Raw genomic sequence first — 21795 nt, forward strand, 5'->3', positions numbered from 1 at the left:
AGATGTTTGGTATATACCCTGATGACGCACCGATTGAATTAGAAGGTGAGCCGATTGTACCTGCGACAATTATTATTGATGGATTTCAAGAGTCGGTGCGTCTGCCTTTGACGTACTGGAGTATTAGGGATTATAAAAAAAGCTGGCTAAAATCCCTTGAGGAGGGATTGCGCGCTAAAAACCACGCTGCTTTAGCCGTATCTATGTATGAACCGGGTAAGACGAATTTTATCTTCGTTTGGGTGATATTTTTTGAGGGTAAAAAAGCTTTCTTACGTAATAAAATATTATTTCTAGAACAATACCCTAATTTTGCTTCCGAGAAAATAAATCAATTCATTGAGAAGCGAACCATTTATAATGAAGATGGGATGAAAATATCGGAATGGAGTACTGATCTAAAAAGCATATTGGATTTCTATAGTAGCCTTAAGAAAGATTGCCTATCTGATTAATGAAGCAATAAATATTTTTATATTCATCTAATAACCAAGGGCTGTTGCCCTTGGTTTACGCCCGCAAGGGGATGGGCTAATGGCAAACAAAATCTCTGCTTCAGGGGGCTTTCCCGATTCATTGATCGCCAAACAGCGCCTGGCGGGCGGCCTCGGAGGGAAACACACAGGCGACATTATGGGCGCAGCCCGGTACCAGGGTGACGGTTCGTTTTTTATCCGGGGCGAGCAGGGCGCGATCGTAGGCGGCATAGGCCAACCCTCTTTGCATCCGGTAGGGGCCCTGGGCGGCCGCGGCGCAGGATTTGTCGAGAATAGGGTAGAAGGTGCCTTTGGCGGCGCTGCTGTCCAGGGCGCCTTCAAGGTAATGTATCTCGGCCTCGGCATAATGCCGGCGCGCCTGCGAGGCGTTCCTGGTGAAATGTCCCGGCAGGTTTTCCATACCGTATTTCCACTGATTCACCTGGGGACAATCTTGCGGCGGCATCGTCATCTTGAAGCGGCATGCCCCGTTATCGGCGGAAGTACAGCTGGACCCGTCCGCCGGCTGCCCGGAAGATACGGGCTGCGGACGCAGGGGGTCGAAATAGAGCCAGGTGCCAGGGTCCGCCACCACGTAACGCACCGACAATCCCGTGGGGTCGGCGGCAAAGCCGATGTAGTGCTGCACCATCTGCCCGCCGGCGGAAAATCCCGCTATGGTGATTGTTTTGAGGCTGGGCCATTGGCGCTTAAGCGTAGCGACCAGGGCATCCAGCACGTTAAAGGACCCGGTAGCCCCCTCGTTGGACGCCACGCCGCCGTCCAGCCAGCTTTCACAGGTCCAAAGCAAATCGCCGGCACGGGCGCCGGGTACCCCCGCCGTATGGCATTTTCCCGCGTCGGCATCGGCTACCTGAAACACCGGTGCTATCACCAGGGTATCGCCTGTCCGTCCGGCGCGGCGGGTCGCCAGCAGCGCGGCCTCGAAGGTTTTATTGGCATCGCGGGGATGGCCGTGCACGGCAATTAATGCCCGGGTGGGGGCCGCGGCGCCCTGAGGACCCGCCACGGGCAGGGAGGCGTAGTAGTGCACAACCCCCTTGGCGCCGGCCGGTTTGAACTGTTGGTAGCAATCCGGCGACGCGGTCGAGCTGCAGGATGGCGTCGCGGCCGCGACCGGGCCGCTACCCCATGCCAGCAGGGACAGCGCCGCCCCACAGCCGGTTATCACGCGGTGAAACCGGGGATTTATCGGCATGAATTTCTCTCCCATCGCTGTCTTGAGCCAACGATCGGGACCAAAGCCTGTTTAAGCATCAAATATGGTCTGCTGGCTGATTAAGACTTTAAGAGTAGCAAATCTTTAGTCCGCACAGGACACTAACGCGATACCGGTCGAAATTTTCCTGCATAGCGTCATGCATAATGTCATGGATAATGTCATGGATAGTGCCGTAACGTAAATAGTGCCTGTAGATGGCGCCAACGGATAACGCCTATGCCTGGCATCCGGAGCAAGCAGACATCGGCACAGTTTGTAACCAATATATGAAGTTTACCTTTGTAGATTACCTTACTAACTGCTAAAGTGAAGGTCTGTTACTGTACCGGAGACCCCATATCATGCCGTTAACCACCCTTGATCCCCACACCGCGTTAATCATTATTGATCTGCAAAAGGGCATCTTGTCCTACCCGACCGTCCATCCGGCGGCCGATGTATTGCGGCGGGCCCGGGCGTTGGCCGAGGCCTTTCGCCGCCACGGATTACCGGTGGTCCTTGTAAACGTGAACGCCGGCGCGCCGGGACGGACCGAACAGAGCCGTTCCCGGCAATTTCCCGCTGATTGGGCCGAGCTGGCGACGGAGCTTGATGCGCAGCCCACCGACCATCGGGTTACCAAGCGCACCTGGGGGGCTTTCACCCACACCGATCTTGACGCTTATCTGCAAAAGGAGGGTGTTACCCAGGTTGTGATCGCCGGCATTTCCACCAGCGCCGGCGTCGAATCCACCGCGCGCCATGCCCATGAAAACGGCTATAACGTCACTCTTGCCGTTGATGCCATGACCGATACCAATGCCGATGCCCATATCAACAGCATCAGCCGGATTTTTCCGCGGCTGGGTGAAACCGGCACCAGCGGGGAAATTATCGCGCTTCTTGACGGTTCCCGCTCTTGAGCGCCTTGGGGGCGTAAGCCCGCATGGCTGACATGGTGAACATGCTGATATAGGCGGCAAGGCTCTGCCGATGCGCCATCCGCTCTCCAGGCCAAACCGGCGCGTTAAGGAATAGAGATGAAAGGTATGTTTCGTTCCCTGGGCGGTTTTAATTACCGCATGTGGGCCGGCGGCGCGATCGTGTCGAATATCGGTACCTGGATGCAGCGTACCGCCCAAGACTGGCTGGTGCTGACCCAGCTTACCAGCAACAATGCCACCGCGCTGGGGGTGGTAATTGCGCTGCAGTTCGCCCCTCAGGTGCTTTTGCTGCCGCTAACCGGTTTTGCCGCCGATCATTTTGATCGGAGAAAACTACTGATAGCGACACAGGCGTCCTTGGGTATCCTTGCATTGGGATTGGGTATCCTCACCGTCACCGGCTGGGTGCAGCTATGGCATGTTTATGTATTTGCCTTTTTGCTCGGCTGTGTCGCGGCGTTTGATGCGCCGGCGCGTCAGACCTTTGTCTCGGATCTGGTGGGAGAAGCCGATTTGTCCAATGCGGTGGCCCTTAATTCCACCTCTTTTAATGCCGCGCGCATGATAGGTCCGGCGGTGGCCGGGACGCTTATCGCCGTTATCGGCACCGGGTGGGTATTCCTGCTGAACGCGGCGTCGTTTATCGCCGTGCTCGGCGCCCTGCTGCTCCTGCGCACCGGCGAGCTGCATCTAAGCCTCAGGGCTTCCCGCAGCCACGGTAATCTTGCCGAAGGGTTTCGTTATATCTGGCAGCGGCCGGATTTGCGCATGGGGATGCTGATGTTTTTTTTAATCGGCACTTTCGGTCTTAATTTTCCGATTTTTATTTCCACCATGTCCGTGACGATTTTCCACGCCGGCGCAAATCAGTACGGATTCCTCACCTCCACCATGGCTGTCGGCTCCATCGCCGGCGCATTGCTGGCAGCCCGGCGGGAAAAACCCAATATCGCCCTGCTGTGCGTGGGTTCCGCCATCTTTGGATCCGGGCTGGCGTTGGCCGCCGTCATGCCGGATTACCTGCTATTCAGTATCATGCTGGTGATTATCGGCATGTCGGCACAGACATTTACCACCACCGCCAGCAGCCTGGTGCAATTATCCACCGAGCCGGCCATGCGCGGCCGGGTGATGGCCATTCTGCTCGCCATCGCATTGGGCGGCACGCCCATCGGCTCGCCGGTGGTGGGGTGGGTGGCGGACAGGTTCGGACCCCGTTGGGCCCTGGGCATCGGTGCCCTGGCGGGGCTGGGCGCGGCCCTGATCGGCGTCTATTTCCTGGTCCGCTATCGTCATCTGCGTATGGGAATCATGGGCGGCCGGATTCGCTGTAGCTACGACGACCGTGAATTCGAGGGAACGGAAAGGGTACACCCCGGCCCGGATGCCGATTCGCCCATCGGACGAGGTTAACACCGACGGGGATGGCTAGCGCGCTGAATCCTGGGACTCGCCGTTGGCGACGCTCTCCTGCTTTTCAGTCAGCGTAATAATATCCAGGGAGTTTTTTCGCATAGATTCTAAATGATCCATCCCGCGATCGATATGGATGGCGAAATTATGGAAATTAACGATAACCGCAATCCAGGCCGCAAATAACAGACCCAATAATGTAACAAGGAAACGTCCAAGCATTTTCGCCTCAAACATCAGCCAATTTCATCTCTACAGCCCCTTCGCCAGAGGTATGGTTTTTTATTGGACTACCGGAATTCCGGTTTGGTTCCGCTTTGGGGGGTTTTAAAAAGACGTGATACGGGGAAATATCATAACTCCCTGGATAAAAATAATATGCTGGTGAGGAAATTAACGCAGATGAGATTTAATTTCGGCATCATACCCCATGGCTTCGGACAGGCATTGGCCGACAAATTGCAGACATACTCCCCCGCATCGGTTGGTTCTCCATCAGATGCCGATGCGGGAAGTCTTGGCGAACTGCCTAGGATCCAAAGGCTAGGGCAACCAATACCACTAAAGAAAATACCCCGAGCAGGACCATATGAAAATCGACTTTTTGGCGCATATCGTTACCCCCGCTGCATGAAGATAAGGTAATGATGGCGTATTTTTGTACTGCCTGCTGTGACTGATTCGCCAATTTTGCCAAGGTATTGCAAACCCGGCTTTTGTCATACGGCGTTCTTCTTTCCGCGCCGCAAAATGGCGGATGCCTACAGAGCTGAGGTTACGGATTACATTGATTGGTAAGGGAATTATGCCCATGAGGACACACGTCGGTATCGGCGGGGATAATTCTGAATAACGATCCCAGCACGCTGCTGCAGCCGGTTAATAGTAGCAGGCTCAGGCAAAAAGCCAGACACTTCATTGCCGCTGCCCGATGTGTATAGATGGAGTATTCATTAGCCCTCCTAACCTGATGTCTAGCCTGCTTTGATCATAGCAGAGCACCCGGGCACCGGGACCGGTTTGTGGCTAATATGTTAACTACCGCGAAAAAAAGAGGGTCATTATTGCCATACGTGAATCCAGCAGATAGCACCCGCCAGAATCATAAAAGCGATAAAGCACAGGGAAGTCACCTGGGAGTATGTTAATTCACATGTCATATGCCGTCCTCTCTGGAAGAAATTGACTCTTCAATAACGGCGCCGGATAACACGGCGTCTGAGCGCAAGTAAGTGATACTGCAAAAACAATACCTGTAATTTATCGAAAGATCATTACCATGCCATGCAAAATCCGAAATATCCTAAGCCAGCTGTCAAAATATTCCAGGCCTTTGAAATGGCTTAAGGCTCCAATACTTCCTGGTGGGGATTTTCTCCTGCCGTCTCAATGGTGTAAACCGACAGCACAACGTGGGAAAACGCATTGAAAAATTGCTCCAGCCGTTCGAAGTTACCGGCGTCCTGGGCAAAAACCGACGAACTGTCCACCAGATTGATAAGTAAAAATGCCAGGTCTTCCAGGGGAGTATCTGCCTTGAGCTGACCTTTATCCCGTGCCCTCTCCACCGCCAGGACAATGGCTTCAGTGATGGATTGGGTAAAGGAGGTTAAAGCGGCGTTGGTTTCATCGCTCAGGACATCGCTTTCCAACCGCATCCGTCCTATAAGGCTCCAGGGATTTTTAGAATTTTTGCCGCGATTGAATTTTTTATAAAGTTTGTAGTTGTATTTGACCACATTCTGCACTTTTTCCGCCAGGGAGGCGGTTTCGTCCAGCCAAATAGCCCGATGCTGGGTGGATGCGTTGGCAACATAATCTTTCACCACCTCTTCCACCAGCTTGCTTTTACTGCCGAAATGGTAATGGATATTTGTAGTGGTGATATCGAGAGATTCAGCGATGGCGCCAAATGTCGTTCCATGGTAGCCGTAGGCGATTAAGCGGTTTTTGGCGACTTCTTTGATGCTGTCATACATGTTCGTTTTTTTGACCACCGCGGTTACCTGTGCTTTTTTCGCCATAATGTCCCTCAACACTGCGTTTTTTCATTAATTACGTTTTAACGTCGTTATAAGCTTTTTCCCCTCAGTGTTAAAGCCGGTCTTGTCATGTAATTCGCTTTGATATTAACCAGCCGTGCTTATCGCAAAAGAAAGCCGCGAGGGAAAAAAGTTCCTTGCCGATAAGTAAGTTTGTATGACAATCAATATCATTGCAATGGACGATTGCGGCCGGCTACCGATTGATGATGCAGGTCAAACCGCGGCGCAAAAAAAAGAGTGGAACAAGTCCGCTATCACCAAGGCAACCGAGACGTGTTAAAGGGTAACCGAGTCGTGTTAAAGGGAGGCCGTGCTGATGGGCTCGAAGCGGGCGTGGTTTTTCCGCCCGCCGGAGCGCCCCACAGCAGGGTAGGCCCGCTATCACACCAAGGCTAACGAGTCGTGTTAAAGGGCAACCGAGCTGTGTTAAAGGGAGACCGTGCTGATGGGGTCGAAGCGGGCGTGGTTTTTCCGCCCGCCGGAGCGCCCCACAGCAGGGTAGACCCGCTATCACCAAGGCTAACAAGTCGTGTTAAAGGGCAACCGAGCTGTGTTAAAGGGAGACCGCGCTGATGGGGTCGAAGCGGGCGTGGTTTTTCCGCCCGCCGGAGCGCTCCATAGCAGGGTAGGCCCGCTATCACCAAGGCTAACGAGTCGTGTTAAAGGGCAACCAAGCCGTGTTAAAAGGAGACCGTGCCGATGGAGACGGTGCGGCCATCTTTTAAGCGCTCATCCCTGAGCGCAACTTCACTATAGATGCATGAGCAACTGCGTTTCGCCTTCCTGTACAACTACCGCCTTGTCATTGATGACTTTTATTCCCAAGGTCACGATACCGCGATCGTCCCGTTTGGTGGGGCGTTTGGCGTTGATGGTGATTTCGGCGTGGATACGATCGCCTATCATGAGCGGGGCGCGAAACGACCAGTTCCAGCTCAGGGTCGCTATACCGCGCAGGCGCACGGCACAGCGGGTCTTTAGCCCGTCCGCCAGCGACAAACCCAGCAGGCCGTGGGCAATTCTTCCCGGAAAGCCCTGCTCGCGGGCAAACTGATCGTCCATATGCAGATCGAACAGATCGCCGGACAGACCGGCGAAACCGACGACATGGGCCTCGGTCACCGTGATACCGGAGGTTTTATAGCTATCACCGATATCCACATCGCCATAGCCATATTCGCCGGAAGATAAAATGCGTGGGACACTCATGTCGCTCATCGGGTTTCTCCGGTAATGTTAAAAAAGGCCAGGTAAGGGCCCCGCTGCGCCAATCGCTGGACATAAAGCGCCAATTCCCGCATGTGATAATCTCCCCACATGGTGGCCTCGCCAAACGGAATATGATGGCCGGCGGGCACATAATCCCACCCGTTGGGCCGATGATACTGACTGTGCAGAATCAGCCCCTGGTGATGCTCATCGCCGCTCAGATAAACATCGTTGAGCAGGGTTTGCAAAACCGTCAAACCCGCCTGGGTGTAGCGCTCACCCGCGCCGTCGCCGCCCGCTTGCCGCCACGCGCCGTAGCGCAGCAGACCCTGGGCCGCGATGGCGGCGGCGGAGCTGTCCACCGGCTCGATATCATTGGCCGGATCGGAAACCACGCCATAGGGATCCGCCATCCGCGCCAATCCCGGCGCGCCGGTGTCCCAATAGGGAATACCGTCTACGGTGGTATGATCGATATAAAAATCGCACACCGCCTCCGCCGCCTTGTCCATCATGGCGAGCACCTCGGTTTTATCGTTAGCGGCGCCGAACGCCAACGGACTCAATTGCGCCATGTACTCCAGCAGTTCGGCGAAACCGCAGATGGCCCAGCTCAGGCCGCGAGTCCAGGTGGAAAACCCGGAATAACCTTGCTGAGTACCGACACAGCGGAAATCACCGTTCTTGATATTAAAAATGGCCTCATGGGCGGTCCGGCCGCGCAGGTCGTATATATCGCGCCCTTCGCCATAGAACAGGCAATAGCGGGCAGTGGTACGGGCATGGGCGACGGCCCGGTCCAAGAGTGAGACCACCCGATCTCCTTCGTCCTTCATGACATGTCCCAGACTATGGGCCGCCAGCAGGATGCGCAGGGTGCGCAGGGTATCGATAAACAGCGAATGCGGGCCGTTAAAGGAGTGGATATATCCTTGTCCGTCGCCAATGGAGGTCCAGCGATGGGCCTGCACCGCCCCGGAACACCGTAGCGCCAGCCGGTAATAATCCAGCGTTCCCGGGTCGGCGGGTAAACGGCCCTCATGGATAAGCCGCAACAGATTGCCGTAGGTGCTGATTTGGTTGAAACCATGGTCGTGTACGCCGAAATGGGTAATATGCGTCGGCATCTCATGGCGGATGCGCTCAAGGGCCATGCGGAGGAAATATTCCTCGCCGGTGGCGTCGAATTGCAATACGGCGCTGCCGAACTCGAATCCCTGGGTCCAGTCCGTCCAGCCCTTGGCCTGGTAGCGGCCCGCCACGGTATGCACCGGCGCCCCCTGGGCGCGATCCATGGTGGCGTCTATGGAGCGGATTTTTACCGCCGAGAGGTCCCACATGCGCCGGATTGCCGGCAGCAGATCGACAGCGTTAACAGGTTTTATCTTCATGGATGTCGCCTTTCCTTCTTATCTTGCCATCAGGATTGCCGGATGCCGAAAAAGGCGCAGAATGCCTCCAGCTGCCCTTCGATCATCGGCCGTCCGTTCATCGCCCGGCAGCCGCACCGGCGCGCATGGGCCAGCAAGGGGGTCTCTTCCGGATGCATAATGATATCCACCACCCCGAGCGCCGGGTCGAATTCACCGAACGGCGCCGGCATGCCGTCGCCGGGACGCATACCCACCGGCGAGCAGTTCACCAGTAAATCGTAGCCGTCCGTCCCGGCGCTGTCGGTGGTCACTTCGGCGGGATGGCGGGGATAAAAGTGATTGATGCGGACCGCCAGTCCCTGCGCCAATGACTGCTGCGGATCGCACAGGGTGATGCGGTCCGCCCCCGCCGCCGCCAGGGCGACGGCCACGGCGGAACCGCCGCCGCCGGCCCCAAGCTGTTTGATGCGCTTGCCCGCTATGGAAAAGCCTTGTTTTTCCATGCCCCGCACCAGACCCTCTCCATCGAACATATCGCCGCTCCAGGTGCCGTCCGGCAGCGGGCGCATCACGTTGATGGCGCCCACCTGACCGGCCCGGGGGGAGAGGCTGTCCACCAGGGAGCAAGCCCTGACCTTATGGGGAACGGTGATCACCAGCCCGTCAAGATTGCGCAGGCTCATCAGTCCTTTCATGGTGGACTCAAACCCTTCCTCGGCCACCTGGAAGGGTAATAACAGGGCATTGACCCCCCGCGCCCTGAAGATGCCGGTCATTAACTGCGGCGTTTTCACCTGGCTTATCGGGTCGCCGACGATGCCGAACAGACGGGTCGAGCCGTCAACAATGTTGTTTTCCATCACCGCTCTCCCTTGTCAAGCAGTGAGAGGCGGGGATGGTGGGGCCAGGATTGCCCGTCCAGCGCATCTTTCAGGTTCATCGGCCCCTCGCGGAACAGTCGGGAATCCATGGTTTTGAGTGTCGGCGAGATCTGCGGGCGAAACGCCATATGCGCCAATACATCCCGTTCCAGATCGATGCCGGGGGCGATTTCTATCAGTTCCAGCGCGCCGTGCAGAGCGCGGAATACCGCCCTTTCGGTAACAAACAGGGTGGTTTGGCCGCGCTCATTGGCAAAAGGTCCGCTGTAGGAGGTTTGCTGCAGCGCCGAGACGAACTTACGGTGGCTTCCCTCCTGGAGGATGCGCAGCTCTCCATCATCGCAGCGTACTTTCAGGCCGCCGGCGGTAAAGGTGCCGCCGAACACCATTTTTTTGGCGTTCTGGCTGATATTGATAAAACCACCGACCCCGACTATCTTGTCGGCGAAGCGGCTGATATTCACATTGCCTTCGGCATCGATTTCCACGGCGGAAAGAAAGGCGATATCCAGGCCGCCGCCGTCATAAAAGTCGAACTGATAGGGTTGATCGACAATGGCCGAATAGTTGCGGGCGGCGCCGGCATCCAGGCCTGAGGCGGGAGCTCCGCCGATAAGCCCCTGTTCATTGGTCAGCACGATGTTGTGGAGAATGTCTTCCTCCGCCGCCACCAGGCCGATACCGGTGCAAATCCCTGAACCGACATTGCAGATGGCGCCGGTGCGCAGCTCCATGGCGCAGCGGCGTGCGATGATTTTACGTTCCGTCAGCGCCAGGGTGGGAAAGGCATCCAGCGGAATGCGCAGCTCGCCGCTATAGGCGAAATCCTGTTGGGTTTGATAAGTCACCGGTTGGTCGGGTTCCACCACCACCAAGTCCACCAGCATGCCGGGAATTTTGACGCTTTTAGCCGGCAGAGTGCCCCGTTTCGCAATCCGTTTAACCTGCGCCACCACCAACCCGCCGCAGCGCCGGGTCGCCTGCGCCATGGACAGCATGTCGCCGAATATGGCTTCCTGTTCCATGGAAATATTGCCGTCTTCATCGGCGGTGGTGCCGCGCAAAAACACCATGTCGATGTTAAAGGGTTTATAGAACAGCCAGGATTTTCCTTCTATTTCGATCAGCTTGACTAAATCCTCTTTGCTGCAGGGACTTTGCCGGCCGCCTCCCAGACGGGGATCAACAAAGGTATGCAGGCCAACATGGGTGATAAGACCCGGGCGTCCTGCGGCAATTTCACGCATTAACTGCGATAACGCCCCCTGGGGCAGGGTATAGGCTTCAATCTCGTCCTTGAGCGCCAGTTGGGCCAGGGGCGGAGAATCCACCAACGTGCCGCACACCACCCTCTTCAGTAATCCTTTATGGGCCAGGCGGGACGCGCCGCGAAAACTGCGGTCCCCCAATCCCACCGGGTGTACCGAGGTGATGCGACAGGGGGCACCGTTCGCCAGGAAGCGTTTTTCAACCGCCTCGATCAGCGCCTCCGGCACCGCATGCCCCGCGCCGGACCCTCCGATCAGCAGCGTGTCATCATCTTGCAGCAGGCCAGCGACCTCGGCTGCCGTTACGATTCGCATTGTTCTACTCCCCTCTAGTTTTCAATTCTTGCTGGTGGCCCCGCACATCAATCAGGTATGCGATGAGAGGTGCCTGCCGAACCAGACGGCCACAAAGGTAAAAACACAGAACGCCATGAGATACCACATGACATAGGTGGGTTGGCCGCCGCCATAGGCCACCAGGGCGGTGGCGATGAACGGGGTGGGGCCGCCCACGATGGCTCCCGAGAGTTCCCGGCACATGGCGATGCCGGAGAAGCGGTAGCGGGTGGGGAAAAGATTGGCGAGAAACGCACCCTGGGCGCCGCCGGTACAGCCCCAGCTGACGGCATAAATGGTGCTCACGCCGATGGCGGCGAGCACCACATTCTTGGTATCCACCAGATAAAACAGCGGATAAACCATCAGGGCGGCAAAGAAGGCGCCGAACATAAATATTTTGGCGCTGCCGTAACGATCCGAGAGATATCCGCCGATAGGGCCGGTAAACAGGGTACAAAACAGGGCAATAATCAGCACCAGCAGACCGTCGGTTTTGGACATGCCCAGGGTATTTATCATGTAGCTCAGGGCGAAGGTATTAAGGATATAGGTCAGCGCCTGATGTCCTCCCATGGCGAAAAAACCGCACAGCACTTCTTTCGGACTATTTTTAAATAATTCCGAAATAGGGATTTTTTTATCCTTTTGCTCCAGGCGCGCCTTTTCCATGGCGGCTTCATATTCGGGGGTTTCGTTTAATTTAAAACGGATATAGACCGCCACCGCGAATAACAATACCGAAATAAGAAAAGGGATGCGCCAAACCCATGACAGCAGAATGTCTTCCGGCACGGATGAAAACCCCAGGAAGGTCAGGGTAGCCACCAAAACGCCGAAATTGGTGGCGGTATTGGGAATGGAGGTATAAAAGGCCCGCCGGTTCAGCGGCGTATATTCCGCCACCAACGTCATGGCGCCGGCGAGTTCGGCGCCCGCGCCGAAGCCTTGCATCAGGCGCATCAGGATCAGTAACGCCGGGGCCAGTAGCCCGGCCTGCTCATAGGTGGGCAATAACCCCACCCCCACGGTGGCGGCGCCCATGATGGAAACACACACGATCATCGCCGGTTTGCGACCGAACCGATCGCCGATATGGGAAATAACGATTCCCCCCAGCGGACGAATGATAAAACCGATGGCAAAGGTGGCGAACGCCGCCAGAATGCCGCCCAGATGAGAGAGCTGGGGGAAGAACAGTTTATTGATTATCAAACCCGATGCCGCGGCATAGAGACCGTAATCATACCATTCGATGATGGTACCGATGGTGGATGCAACAACCGCTTTTCGAATATTGGAATTATTATTAACTGTCAATTCTGTGGTTAGGGTCTGGGCACTTTGCATGGAATGTTCTCCTGCCGATGTTTATTAACACTTCCTTCCTTACATCTTAATAAGAAGATTGATTTTAGTAATGGAACTCTGTCCATCTTTGCTTGCTGTATGGCAAAATCAAATCGGCAGTTTATGTAATTCACAATAAACCGCATTCTGGATAGCGATATCCAAAAAATTGTAAATTTAAAACCGACACAATAAATTAATTGGAAGATGTGCTCCTATTGGGTGGTTAATGCCAGGATAATTTATTTATCTTGGCGGATGATATTCAAAACTTTAGGCTTTATCCCCGCGTGAAAAAGATATTTCCCGTGGGACAATGTTTCAATGATGCATTTTGATAAAGACTGTTATCTTTAATCCTCGGCGTATTTTGTCGGGCGCTTTTCGCCGAACGCGCTGGATCCTTCCTGATAGTTTCCCGCCGCAAAGCAAAGGCTGGTCAGCTCGTTTTCGTATTTCATTCCGGCTTCCAGAGGCATTGACAGTGCGGCGCGTACCGCCGCCTTCACGGATTGCACGGCGAGGGGACTGTAACCGGCCAGCTTCCGGCATAGTGCCCGCGCGGTTTCGTACACGGCATCATCCTCCACCAGATACTCCACCAGCCCGAGAGAAAAAGCCTCTTTGGCATCGATGTGGTCGCCGGTTAACAGCAGGCGCATGGCCTGCCCATAACCCACCAGGCGAGGCAGAAATTGCGAGGCGCCGCCACCGCCCACCCAGCCGCGGATCACTTCCGGAGCGCCGAACCTGGCACCGGTTCCGGCTACGCGCAGATCGGCGCCAAGCATGATTTCCAGCCCGCCTCCCAGTACCCAGCCCTGTAACGCCGCAACCACCGGTTTGCGCAGGCTGCGCAGGGTTGCGCCATATTCCACGCGGTTGCGAAACGCCCAGGCGCTGTCATAACTTTCCAGGGATTTTAAATCGCTGCCGGCGCAAAATGCGCGTTCTCCCGCGCCACGCAGCAACACCACCCGCACCCCGTCATCTTTATCGATATCAGCGCAAATCCGGGCCAGGTCCTCGCTCATTTCCGGCGTTATGGCATTCATCTTTTCCGGGCGGTTGATAATGATTTCGGCAATTGAATCATGCAGGTTCATGATAATATGATCCGTCATGCTACTGACCTCTCGAATGACAAAAAGGTAATATGCGAATGGCAATGTACGGGTGGCTATACTCGTATGGCCGGCCGTGGTTAACCGTTGTTTCACAAATGCCGCCTTGGTGTTCTAGTTATAATTTATTCCCAGTCCAATACAAGAAAAACTTACTTTCATGTAAGTAAATAGTGATCCGGTTATCACTTTTTCATGTTTATAAAACTTACTGACTAGTAAATAAAAAATACCGGACGGAAAATCCGCGTGAGGTGGAATGCGGGGAACGTTCCGACAGCATGCCGCGATGGGATCGGGCATGACATAAAATGATTGCCGGCAACTGCTAAATCAAATTCTGTTTCTTCACCCTCCGGCCGCTGATTTTCGCTGCTGCAACAGGCGTATGCGGCTCATGGCCGCATGGTCGCCGGTGGCTTGGTGATACATGGCGGCGAGATCGGCTTTTAACAGGGTGCGGGCATCGCCGTTAAGATAGATCATATGTCCGGAAGGGTAATATTTTATCGTCAGGTTTTGGCGAATCGAGGCGGACAATAAGGGCATTGCCAGCAAATCTGATTCGGTCTGGTAAAATGGCGTAACGAAGTCGTAATAGCCATTGGCCGACAGCACTTTCAGATCGACATTCAGGCTCATGGTGGCGGCGAGGTCGCCGGCGGTATAAAGAATCGGATTGCCTTTGCTATCGACGCCTTTTTCCGCGCCGGTGGGATCGGTGTGATGGAAATCCCAGTATTGAAACGCCTGGTCGTTGAGATCGGTAAAGGCGGAGGTGGAGGTGTATTTGAGCTGGTCGTTCAGGTAGCTGTTCCACATGGCGGTGTAAGCACCGTTCACCGCGGTCATGGTAGGATCGTTGCCGCCGGAGTTCGGATCGATATCGGCGGCGATGCCGGTATTGACCGCCGTGACCCGGCCGTCATAGGAACCCAACGCCAGCCCCTGGGCTTGGAGCAGGGTCACCAGGAACAGCGAATTCCCTCGGCTGTTGTAGGCGCCCACATCGAGGCTCCAACCGATAAGGGTCTTACCGTCAATCCCCGTCAAGTCGCTGAGTTTTGCCACGATGGCGTCGTCCACCTTCGGAAAAGCCGCCAGCGCGGCGGCATATTCACCGCCGGCAAACGCTTTCGCCTGCTGCGCCACGGCGGCCGGGTCGGCCGGCCGCGGTTTGATGTCCAGTTTATTATGGTACCAGGCGTCGCAGGCGCAGGTGGGCAACAGGCCCACGGGCTGGCCGGCCTTGGCATAATCAAGAATCGAGGATTGCAGCGTGATACCGTTCAGGTCGACGCCGTCTTCATGCAACAGATAAGAAAGTACCGCGCTGCGGGCGGTACCGTAGGATTCACCAAATAAAAACTTAGGCGAATTCCAGCGATCGTTGGCGGTCAGATAACGTTTGATGAACTGGGCCAGGGAATGGGCATCCTGGTCAACGCCCCAAAAATCACGATTGCGGCGCGGCGTGATGGCCGCCGAATACCCGGTACCCACCGGATTGATAAAAACCAGATCGCTCAGGTCCAGCAGGCTGTCGCTATTATCCTCAAGTTGATAAGGGGCGGGCGGGGTAAAATCAGGCATCGCCGTTTTGATGCGCTTTGGCGCAAAAGAACCCAATAAGACATAGACCGAAGACGACCCCGGGCCGCCGTTATAAAAAAAGGTGACCGGGCGCTCCTCAGGCGCCTGCCCATCAAGAGTAAACGCCACATAGAAGATTTTTGCTTCCGGTTTGGAGCTGCTCGGGTCCACCGCCACCAGATGACCAGCCGTGGCGGTATAGGCCAGGGTTTTACCCCCTAATACCAGAGTATGGTGCGTGACGGCGGCATTTTCGCTGCTGTCGTCTACCCCATCGTCCGGACCGTTGCCATAAGCCACCGCATCAAAAAAAGGCAGATCGCTCTGTGCAGGGGCTGTCCCTTTGTTTCGGGCGTGGTTACCGGCGTCGCCTTGGTGATTGCCGTTAAGGTCTTTTTTATGTCCAGCCATATATCCTCCTCACTTTTCCCCAACCACCACATCCCCTAGCGCAGGAGCGTAGCGACTTTTTTACCGTCCGGAGACCCCAAACCGGTGCAGGCGTCCCAACCGGACGCGGCGGCGAAATCCCCGTTATTGCCCTGCGTAATGTCGCGGCATGCAGCGGCCGAATAGAGCAGGGGTTGCATATAACCCAGCGTCTTGCCGGCGGCGGCATTGACGCGGGCGATCAGGCCGGCCCAGAGAGGCGCTACCGCGCTGGTACCGCCCACAACCATCCACTGGCCGTGTACCAGGACCTTATAACCGGTTTCCGGATCGGCATTACCCGCCACATCGGGCACGCCACGGTGTGACAGGGCGGCGGTTTTACCCCCGGTGCGCACCGCCTTGAGTGATTTTTGCCAGTCCGGCAAGGGGAAATGCGCACTGATACCACCGCCGCCGGCCCCGCCCTGATCACCGTCGTTCCACACGGTCTCGGCCTCGATGGCGCCGTTATTCTCTAGCAGGCGGGTTCCGCCGCAGGCCAGGGCATAGGGGCTGGAAGCCGGGAAATCCACATGATCGGCGCCGTCGGCGACGCCGTCACTCGATCCGCTGTCCCCTGCCGCCACGCACACCGTCACGCCGAGCGCCACCGCCGATTGCAGCACATCGTCAAAGGCGTCCATGGATTGCGCCGTCCAACTGGACTCCGGACCGCCCCAACTGATGGAAATTACCGAGGGCCGGTTTGCGGTATCATGGATAGCGTTGTTGACCGCATCAATGAAGCCCTTATCGCTGTTGCCGGCGAAATATACCGCCAGTTTGGCTTGCGGCGCCAGGGCCCCGATAATTTCAATATCCAGCATCACCTCCCCATCCGGGCTGCCGGCGCCGTTGGACGGGCTGTTTTTCCCGCCGTCCACCGATACCGCGTTCACCGAAGGCGCGGGCAGGCCCAGGGATGAAAAGTACTGCTGCAAATCGGTTTCATCGTAACCTCCGCCGAGCTCGATGATGCCCACGCATTGTTCCGCGCCCCCGCCGGGGGCGAAATCGTAAAGCGTCGCCAGCTCAAGCGGCGTATAGGGCCCCGACGCAGCGGCTTTAGTCGCCGGCCTGATAGGCGGCCGGAAGCGGAAATGGGCGCGGGCCTGCGGCCGGTTGTCCAAACCCAGCACCGCGGTGACGATATCCACCAGGTCCGCCGGTAAATGTATCTCCCCGGTGCGGCCGCGGAAATGTCCGGAGGCATGTTCATAGTGCTGCAGGAGGACGCCGAAGGCGTCATTGAATTGCCGCGCCGTGCCGGACAAAATCACGGTCCGGGTTACCCGGTCTTCACTCACGACCCGCAACTGGTGCTGTTGGGCGAATTCACGGACTTTTTTAACATCCTCAGGCGCCGCGCCAAAACGTCGGGCATACTCCTCCCGGCTTAAGGGCGCGGGGCGGGAAGATGAGCCGGTGGGGGACTGGCAAAGGCTATTTACATGCTGCTGAAAACCGGCGGCGTCGGGGCGCCGGACGATTACGCTTACGTCAAACCGTTCGCTGTCTTTCAGCGGCCCGGTACAGCTGGATCCCGCAAACTCCTTTCTCTCACTGCCGGGTAAAGAATGTTTATTATCCGTCATATTTATTACTCCTTAAGAAGCACGGCTCAAAAAGCCCGTATCGGATGAGGTGGCTTGATCCTCACGTTAGAACCGTCGTAGCCTGAACGCCAGGACGATTAATCTTAAATTCGCGTCGTAGGGGGATTGCTTCACACTCATAACCGCATTAGGATGATAAACCAACGTCGAAAATAACCATCTGATTTACAACAGAAAAAGGCCCGCCATTTTTATAACTAGCGGGCAAAAATTACCAGGGAACGGTCATAAAGTGAGAACGACCGCTCTCTTATTATAATTTTGATCAAAAATTAAACAGAATGATGGATCACAAAAAAGCCCGCACTATGGCGGGTAATCAGGGTAGTGGACCGGCGGATTTATATCTGCCTGAAACTGATAATAGTTAATTAATAATAAAATTGCTGGCTAAATATCACGAATGCTAATTTAAGCAATTGGTGCGTGCTAATTTATGGCATAGGCTTTAGATAAATTTATGTCTCGGTAATGTAAAAGGTGAAATATAAAACGCTCTGAATGTTCAGGGCGTTCTATATGCGATCATATCGTCAATTGTCGTAATGTATAGGAGGGGTGACAATTGATGATTAACTCTATTCATGTATATCTTTCGAGAGATCTAACCAGGTAATTCTCCATGAAACCCCTGTATAATTTATTACATGAAAGATAATAACGTTCACTTAATTTCATTTTTGTCGACATATTTATCATTGGTAAGAAATGATGATTACATCAAGTTATCGCAATGATTTATAAGTATTTTTATATATTTTATTATCATTTTATTATTCATTCCTTGAGTGTGAGGTAAGAGATATATGAAATTAAGACGTAACCTCACCACATATCATCACCCATAGCTGGGCCAGTATCGTCTTCTATTATCATTTTTAATCCCAGCATTGCACATATTGCAAGCAGTCGAGATAGCTTGGTATTACCGGCGTTATGCTCAAGAATAGATATGTCTTTCTGATGCATTTGTACCTGGCGACCAAGTTCGGCCTGTGTCAATCCTTTCTGGATTCTAACGTCCCTGATAGTGTGGCCGAGACTGTGGGCATTAATAATGAAAAGTTTCACGTGGTTGATCTCCTGCATGGCTTAAATATACTTATAGCGTATATTTTGAATTGGAAAGTCGACATTTTGGCAAATATATACAAATGGTGTATAAATTTTGATATTTAGCACGTATATAATTTACTCTATTTTAGAGTATCAAGAATAATATACATACTTGGTATAAGTTCGGTAGCGAGGGATGTTTACGTGTAGGTTCAATAGCAGCATGAAAAGGGGTTGCAAAAAATTGGGACGGGTGTATCCACGGATTTGTGCCACCGGCAACGGCAAAAGAGCGTCAGCGCCGGTGAGGGGGTAGGGGCGGCGCAGCCGGCGGCGGCCAAGGGATATCGCCGCCGGCTTCAGACTGTTCAGCAAAGGAAGGGTAGTCAAGCTGGAGCAGGATTTAACGCCTGCTGCGATGCTGAAAGTCCCGCATAAAATCCGCCAGCGTTTCTACCGCGGTGAGGGATAGCGCGTTGTAGACCGATGCGCGCACGCCCCCAATCGCCCGATGTCCTTCCAGTCCGGAAAAACCGGCGGCCTTGGCTTCGGTAAAAAAGGCTCTTTCAAGATCCGCGTTTGGCAGGTTGAAGGAGACATTCATGGCCGATCGGTCCCGGGCTTCGCCCCAGCCGCGATAGAACTCATCGCTATCATCAATAATGCCATAGAGCAGCTCCGCCTTGCCGCGGTTTATCCGCGCCATGTTTTCCACGCCGCCAATGTCATTGAGCAACCAGCGTGTTACCAGCAATACGACATAAATGGCAAAAACCGGCGGGGTGTTGAAGTTGGAGTGCGCGTCGACGTGGCGGCGATAATCCAGGAAGGCCGGCAGGTTTTGTGGGGCGGATTGGACGATGCTGTCCCGGACCAACACGATGGTGACACCCGCGGGGCCGATATTCTTCTGGGCATGGGCGTAAATCAGGGAGAATTTATCCGCCTCGCAAGGTTTGGATAAAAAGTCCGAAGACATGTCGCAGACCCGGGGGACATCGTCCCGGCCTAGAATACGATGAAACTGCAAACCTTCCACCGTTTCATTGGATACGTAGTGAATGTACGGCGCATCGGCTGAAAATGACAGTTCATCCTCACGGGGAAGATGGCGATACCCACAGCTTTCGCCGCTCCAGACGACACGGACCGGGCCCTCGCGCATTGCCTCGGATATCACTTTCCGGCTCCAGTAACCGGTGTCAAGATACTCTGCGGCCTGGCGTTTACCTCGCAGCATGCTCATGGGCACCATGGAGAACTGTTGCGTCGCGCCTCCTTGCAGGAACAGAACATGGTAGTCTTCCGACAGGCCCAGCAGGGCGCGGATATTGTTTTCCGTTTCCCTGACAATGGATTCGAACCAGGCGGAACGATGGCTGATGCCCAGGATGGACAGACCGGTTTCCGGCACTTCGATAATGGATGATTGAACCTGGGCCAGCACGCTTTCCGGCAGCGCCCCCGGTCCACCTGAGAAATTCAGGGCGTTACGTGTATTTGTCCGCATGATAACGTGTTTTTCCCGCGTCAAAGTGGTTGGCTGAGTGGATTTTCAGCGGCCCGAAGTAGGAGCAATTCCCTCAATGCGTCTTTGACTTTTTGCATGTGGTATTGCTTGTGTGGAAAGATTTTTTCCTGATCCATGGCATGTACTACCATGGCAGGATCGATTTCGAATACCAGCAGCTCTCCGTCCCGGGTTTCGGCGCAATCAATGCCGATATAATCCAGATGGGTGCGTTGATAAATCGCCTCCAGGGCGCCCCGATGCCGCTGCGCGAAAGCATCAAAATGTGTAAAAAATGCCGCTTCCTCGGCCCGTTTTTTTTCATCCTCATACATGCCCGCATTCACGTAGTGAATCATCCAATGCGATGAAATCGCCATATGGCAGGCATAAGGTCTGCCGCCGATAAGGACAATGCGAAATTTACGAAACAGCCCGTCCGGCCCGCTGTAGTCGACGAACCGTGAGAGGAAATACTGTTCCGCGTCTATGTCGGCCAAATAGGCGGAGACCGCGGGCAAAGCGTCAATCCTTGCCAGTCCCCGGCCGCCGTGAGAGCCGACGGGGCGCAGGATAATAGGGAAATCGTAGCCTTCAACCGCCTCGGCCAGAGGCGTTATCCCGGCGGCCACCCGTTGCAACGTCGCACGGCTGACATGCAGGGCCGGGCATATGGATAGCCCCGGCGCGTTTTGCAGCAGCATACTGGCTTCATATCGCTCCGAGGCGGGGATATGCTGCGGCGCGTTAATAACCGGTTTCGGCCAATTTGCCAGCGCCCGTTCCAATTGCGCCAGCGGCTCACGGCTTTCGTCGGCGGCGCTGATGGCCACCAGAACGACATCGTGCTCTGGCAACGGCCACGCCAGCGGCGTATCGGGGGTGATATAATAATACAGCAGGTCTACATCGCTGTTTTCCAACAGGCAATCCAGCGGCATATTGGCGGAAAGATCCCCGGGCATCATCAGCATCAACAGACGCAGCTTCGCCGGTTGCCGGGATGCCGGCAGGCGGAATAGCCGTTGCATTGTCAACGCCTGCTCTTGTATCACCAATCCCACTTTCAGCTGTTTCAGGCACATCATTACCGTGGAAAGATTCATCCACAGTTCGGCGTCGTCCGGATAACGTTCCGCTTTGGCCAGCATCTCTTCCGCCAGGGAGGTAAAATCGGTGCCGGCAATACTCATCCGAAGAAAAGGCGCCAGCCCGAGAAACAAAGTTGCCGGTTGATATGCCGCATCAGGCACGAGCGGCGTATTTGATGTCGCTAAATTTTGCAATCGTCATATCCCTTTTAGATGTGGGGCGCTAACGGGCATAGAGCTGAAATGATATTCAGCTTGAAGTTAGATTTAATTAATGGAGGCTAGTATGAGTGGAGGCTTAGTTGTGGTCAAGCCGCATGGGGCCTGGATTTGAGGCTATATTGAGGTATATTAGTCAAAAAATATTTCATACTCAATAGCCTGCGGATTTGATATTTATTTCGATTTTCATCTTATTTTTGTCAGTAAATTCGAAGATTATCTACTATATTCCGTCCCAACCGAATGGCTTGGGTTATATCCGGCAAAAATTTCAATTAAGTCCGAATTTAATTCTATTATTTATTTTTGTTGCTTAAGTCAAATAAAAGAACATGCCGTGACCGAACAGTTTTTTACCGGCGTGGCCGCCGGCAAAATTGATTGACTACCCTTTGGCCTGCTCCTTTTTATCCTTGGCCGCCATATGATGGCCGACGACACAACCGCCCACCGCACCCAACACCGCGTGGTGTTTAAGATGTCCGACGGCAGCGCCTACGGCGGCGCCTTTGAGACAACCCGCGGCATAAGAGAGAGGGGAAGCGGCTATTAACAGGGTAAAGACCACGGTGTAACAAAAGTGTTTATTCACGATCATCTCAAACAGAATAGCGAAACAGTTTTGAAACATTGC

General features: G+C 54.6%; 18 protein-coding genes. 3 read left to right on the plus strand and 15 right to left on the minus strand.

What is annotated here, in order from left to right; translation table 11 throughout:
• The first annotated feature begins 2 nt into the window (after window positions 1-2).
• Window positions 3-455, plus strand: a complete 453-nt coding sequence (locus tag HB631_RS22590) for a hypothetical protein (protein WP_213993428.1) — start codon at window positions 3-5, stop codon at window positions 453-455.
• A 118-nt stretch (window positions 456-573) separates the two neighbouring features.
• Here HB631_RS22590 and HB631_RS22595 read toward each other — a convergent pair whose 3' ends face one another.
• Window positions 574-1695 (minus strand): hypothetical protein, encoded by a 1122-nt coding sequence (locus HB631_RS22595; RefSeq protein WP_213993429.1) that lies wholly within the window; start codon window positions 1693-1695, stop codon window positions 574-576.
• A gap of 365 nt (window positions 1696-2060) precedes the next feature.
• On the opposite strand from HB631_RS22595, the gene HB631_RS22600 reads away from it, so the two are divergent.
• Together HB631_RS22600 and HB631_RS22605 are read left to right on the plus strand one after the other, a co-directional pair.
• The gene (locus tag HB631_RS22600) at window positions 2061-2621 is read left to right on the plus strand and encodes an isochorismatase family protein (protein WP_213993430.1); all 561 of its coding nucleotides are present in this window, start codon (window positions 2061-2063) and stop codon (window positions 2619-2621) included.
• 117 nt (window positions 2622-2738) lie between these two features.
• A complete protein-coding gene (locus tag HB631_RS22605; protein WP_213993431.1) occupies window positions 2739-4055 on the plus strand; it encodes an MFS transporter in 1317 nt (438 codons plus the stop codon).
• A 15-nt stretch (window positions 4056-4070) separates the two neighbouring features.
• Here the strand turns inward: HB631_RS22605 and HB631_RS22610 are convergent, their stop codons facing one another.
• From HB631_RS22610 to HB631_RS22675, 14 genes are all read right to left on the minus strand, one after another.
• The gene (locus tag HB631_RS22610) at window positions 4071-4277 is read right to left on the minus strand and encodes a hypothetical protein (RefSeq protein ID WP_213993432.1); all 207 of its coding nucleotides are present in this window, start codon (window positions 4275-4277) and stop codon (window positions 4071-4073) included.
• Between the two features lie 1121 nt (window positions 4278-5398).
• Window positions 5399-6079 (minus strand): TetR/AcrR family transcriptional regulator, encoded by a 681-nt coding sequence (locus tag HB631_RS22615; RefSeq protein WP_255557219.1) that lies wholly within the window; start codon window positions 6077-6079, stop codon window positions 5399-5401.
• A gap of 771 nt (window positions 6080-6850) precedes the next feature.
• Entirely contained in the window at window positions 6851-7318 is a 468-nt protein-coding gene (locus HB631_RS22620) for a MaoC/PaaZ C-terminal domain-containing protein (protein ID WP_213993433.1), read from the minus strand.
• Complete coding sequence (locus tag HB631_RS22625; protein WP_213993434.1) at window positions 7315-8700, minus strand: glycoside hydrolase family 88 protein; 1386 nt, start codon at window positions 8698-8700, stop codon at window positions 7315-7317. The genes HB631_RS22620 and HB631_RS22625 overlap by 4 nt, the downstream gene beginning before the upstream one ends.
• Window positions 8701-8729: 29 nt before the next feature.
• On the minus strand, window positions 8730-9542 hold the full coding sequence (locus HB631_RS22630) for a shikimate dehydrogenase (protein WP_213993435.1): 813 nt from the start codon (window positions 9540-9542) through the stop codon (window positions 8730-8732).
• Complete coding sequence (locus HB631_RS22635; protein ID WP_213993436.1) at window positions 9542-11146, minus strand: CoA-transferase; 1605 nt, start codon at window positions 11144-11146, stop codon at window positions 9542-9544. The genes HB631_RS22630 and HB631_RS22635 overlap by 1 nt, the downstream gene beginning before the upstream one ends.
• Before the next feature lie 51 nt (window positions 11147-11197).
• Window positions 11198-12517 (minus strand): MFS transporter, encoded by a 1320-nt coding sequence (locus HB631_RS22640; protein WP_213993437.1) that lies wholly within the window; start codon window positions 12515-12517, stop codon window positions 11198-11200.
• Window positions 12518-12870: 353 nt separating this feature from the next.
• Complete coding sequence (locus HB631_RS22645) at window positions 12871-13641, minus strand: enoyl-CoA hydratase/isomerase family protein (protein WP_213993438.1); 771 nt, start codon at window positions 13639-13641, stop codon at window positions 12871-12873.
• Window positions 13642-13989: 348 nt separating this feature from the next.
• Complete coding sequence (locus HB631_RS22650; protein ID WP_213993439.1) at window positions 13990-15645, minus strand: peptidase S1; 1656 nt, start codon at window positions 15643-15645, stop codon at window positions 13990-13992.
• Window positions 15646-15680: 35 nt separating this feature from the next.
• Window positions 15681-17261 carry a S53 family peptidase gene (locus HB631_RS22655; RefSeq protein WP_213993440.1) on the minus strand — a complete coding sequence of 527 codons (1581 nt, stop codon included), beginning with the start codon at window positions 17259-17261 and terminating at the stop codon, window positions 15681-15683.
• Between the two features lie 846 nt (window positions 17262-18107).
• Complete coding sequence (locus HB631_RS22660; protein WP_213993441.1) at window positions 18108-18353, minus strand: helix-turn-helix domain-containing protein; 246 nt, start codon at window positions 18351-18353, stop codon at window positions 18108-18110.
• A gap of 388 nt (window positions 18354-18741) precedes the next feature.
• Window positions 18742-19848: a phosphoserine transaminase gene (locus HB631_RS22665; RefSeq protein WP_213993442.1), complete on the minus strand. Its 1107-nt coding sequence runs from the start codon at window positions 19846-19848 to the stop codon at window positions 18742-18744.
• Window positions 19849-19868: 20 nt separating this feature from the next.
• Window positions 19869-21134 (minus strand): hypothetical protein, encoded by a 1266-nt coding sequence (locus HB631_RS22670; protein WP_255557221.1) that lies wholly within the window; start codon window positions 21132-21134, stop codon window positions 19869-19871.
• Between the two features lie 412 nt (window positions 21135-21546).
• On the minus strand, window positions 21547-21759 hold the full coding sequence (locus HB631_RS22675; RefSeq protein ID WP_213993468.1) for a hypothetical protein: 213 nt from the start codon (window positions 21757-21759) through the stop codon (window positions 21547-21549).
• Window positions 21760-21795: the final 36 nt, after the last annotated feature.

The sequence above is a fragment of the Sodalis sp. dw_96 genome, assembly GCF_018449575.1.
Taxonomy (GTDB): domain Bacteria; phylum Pseudomonadota; class Gammaproteobacteria; order Enterobacterales; family Enterobacteriaceae; genus Acerihabitans.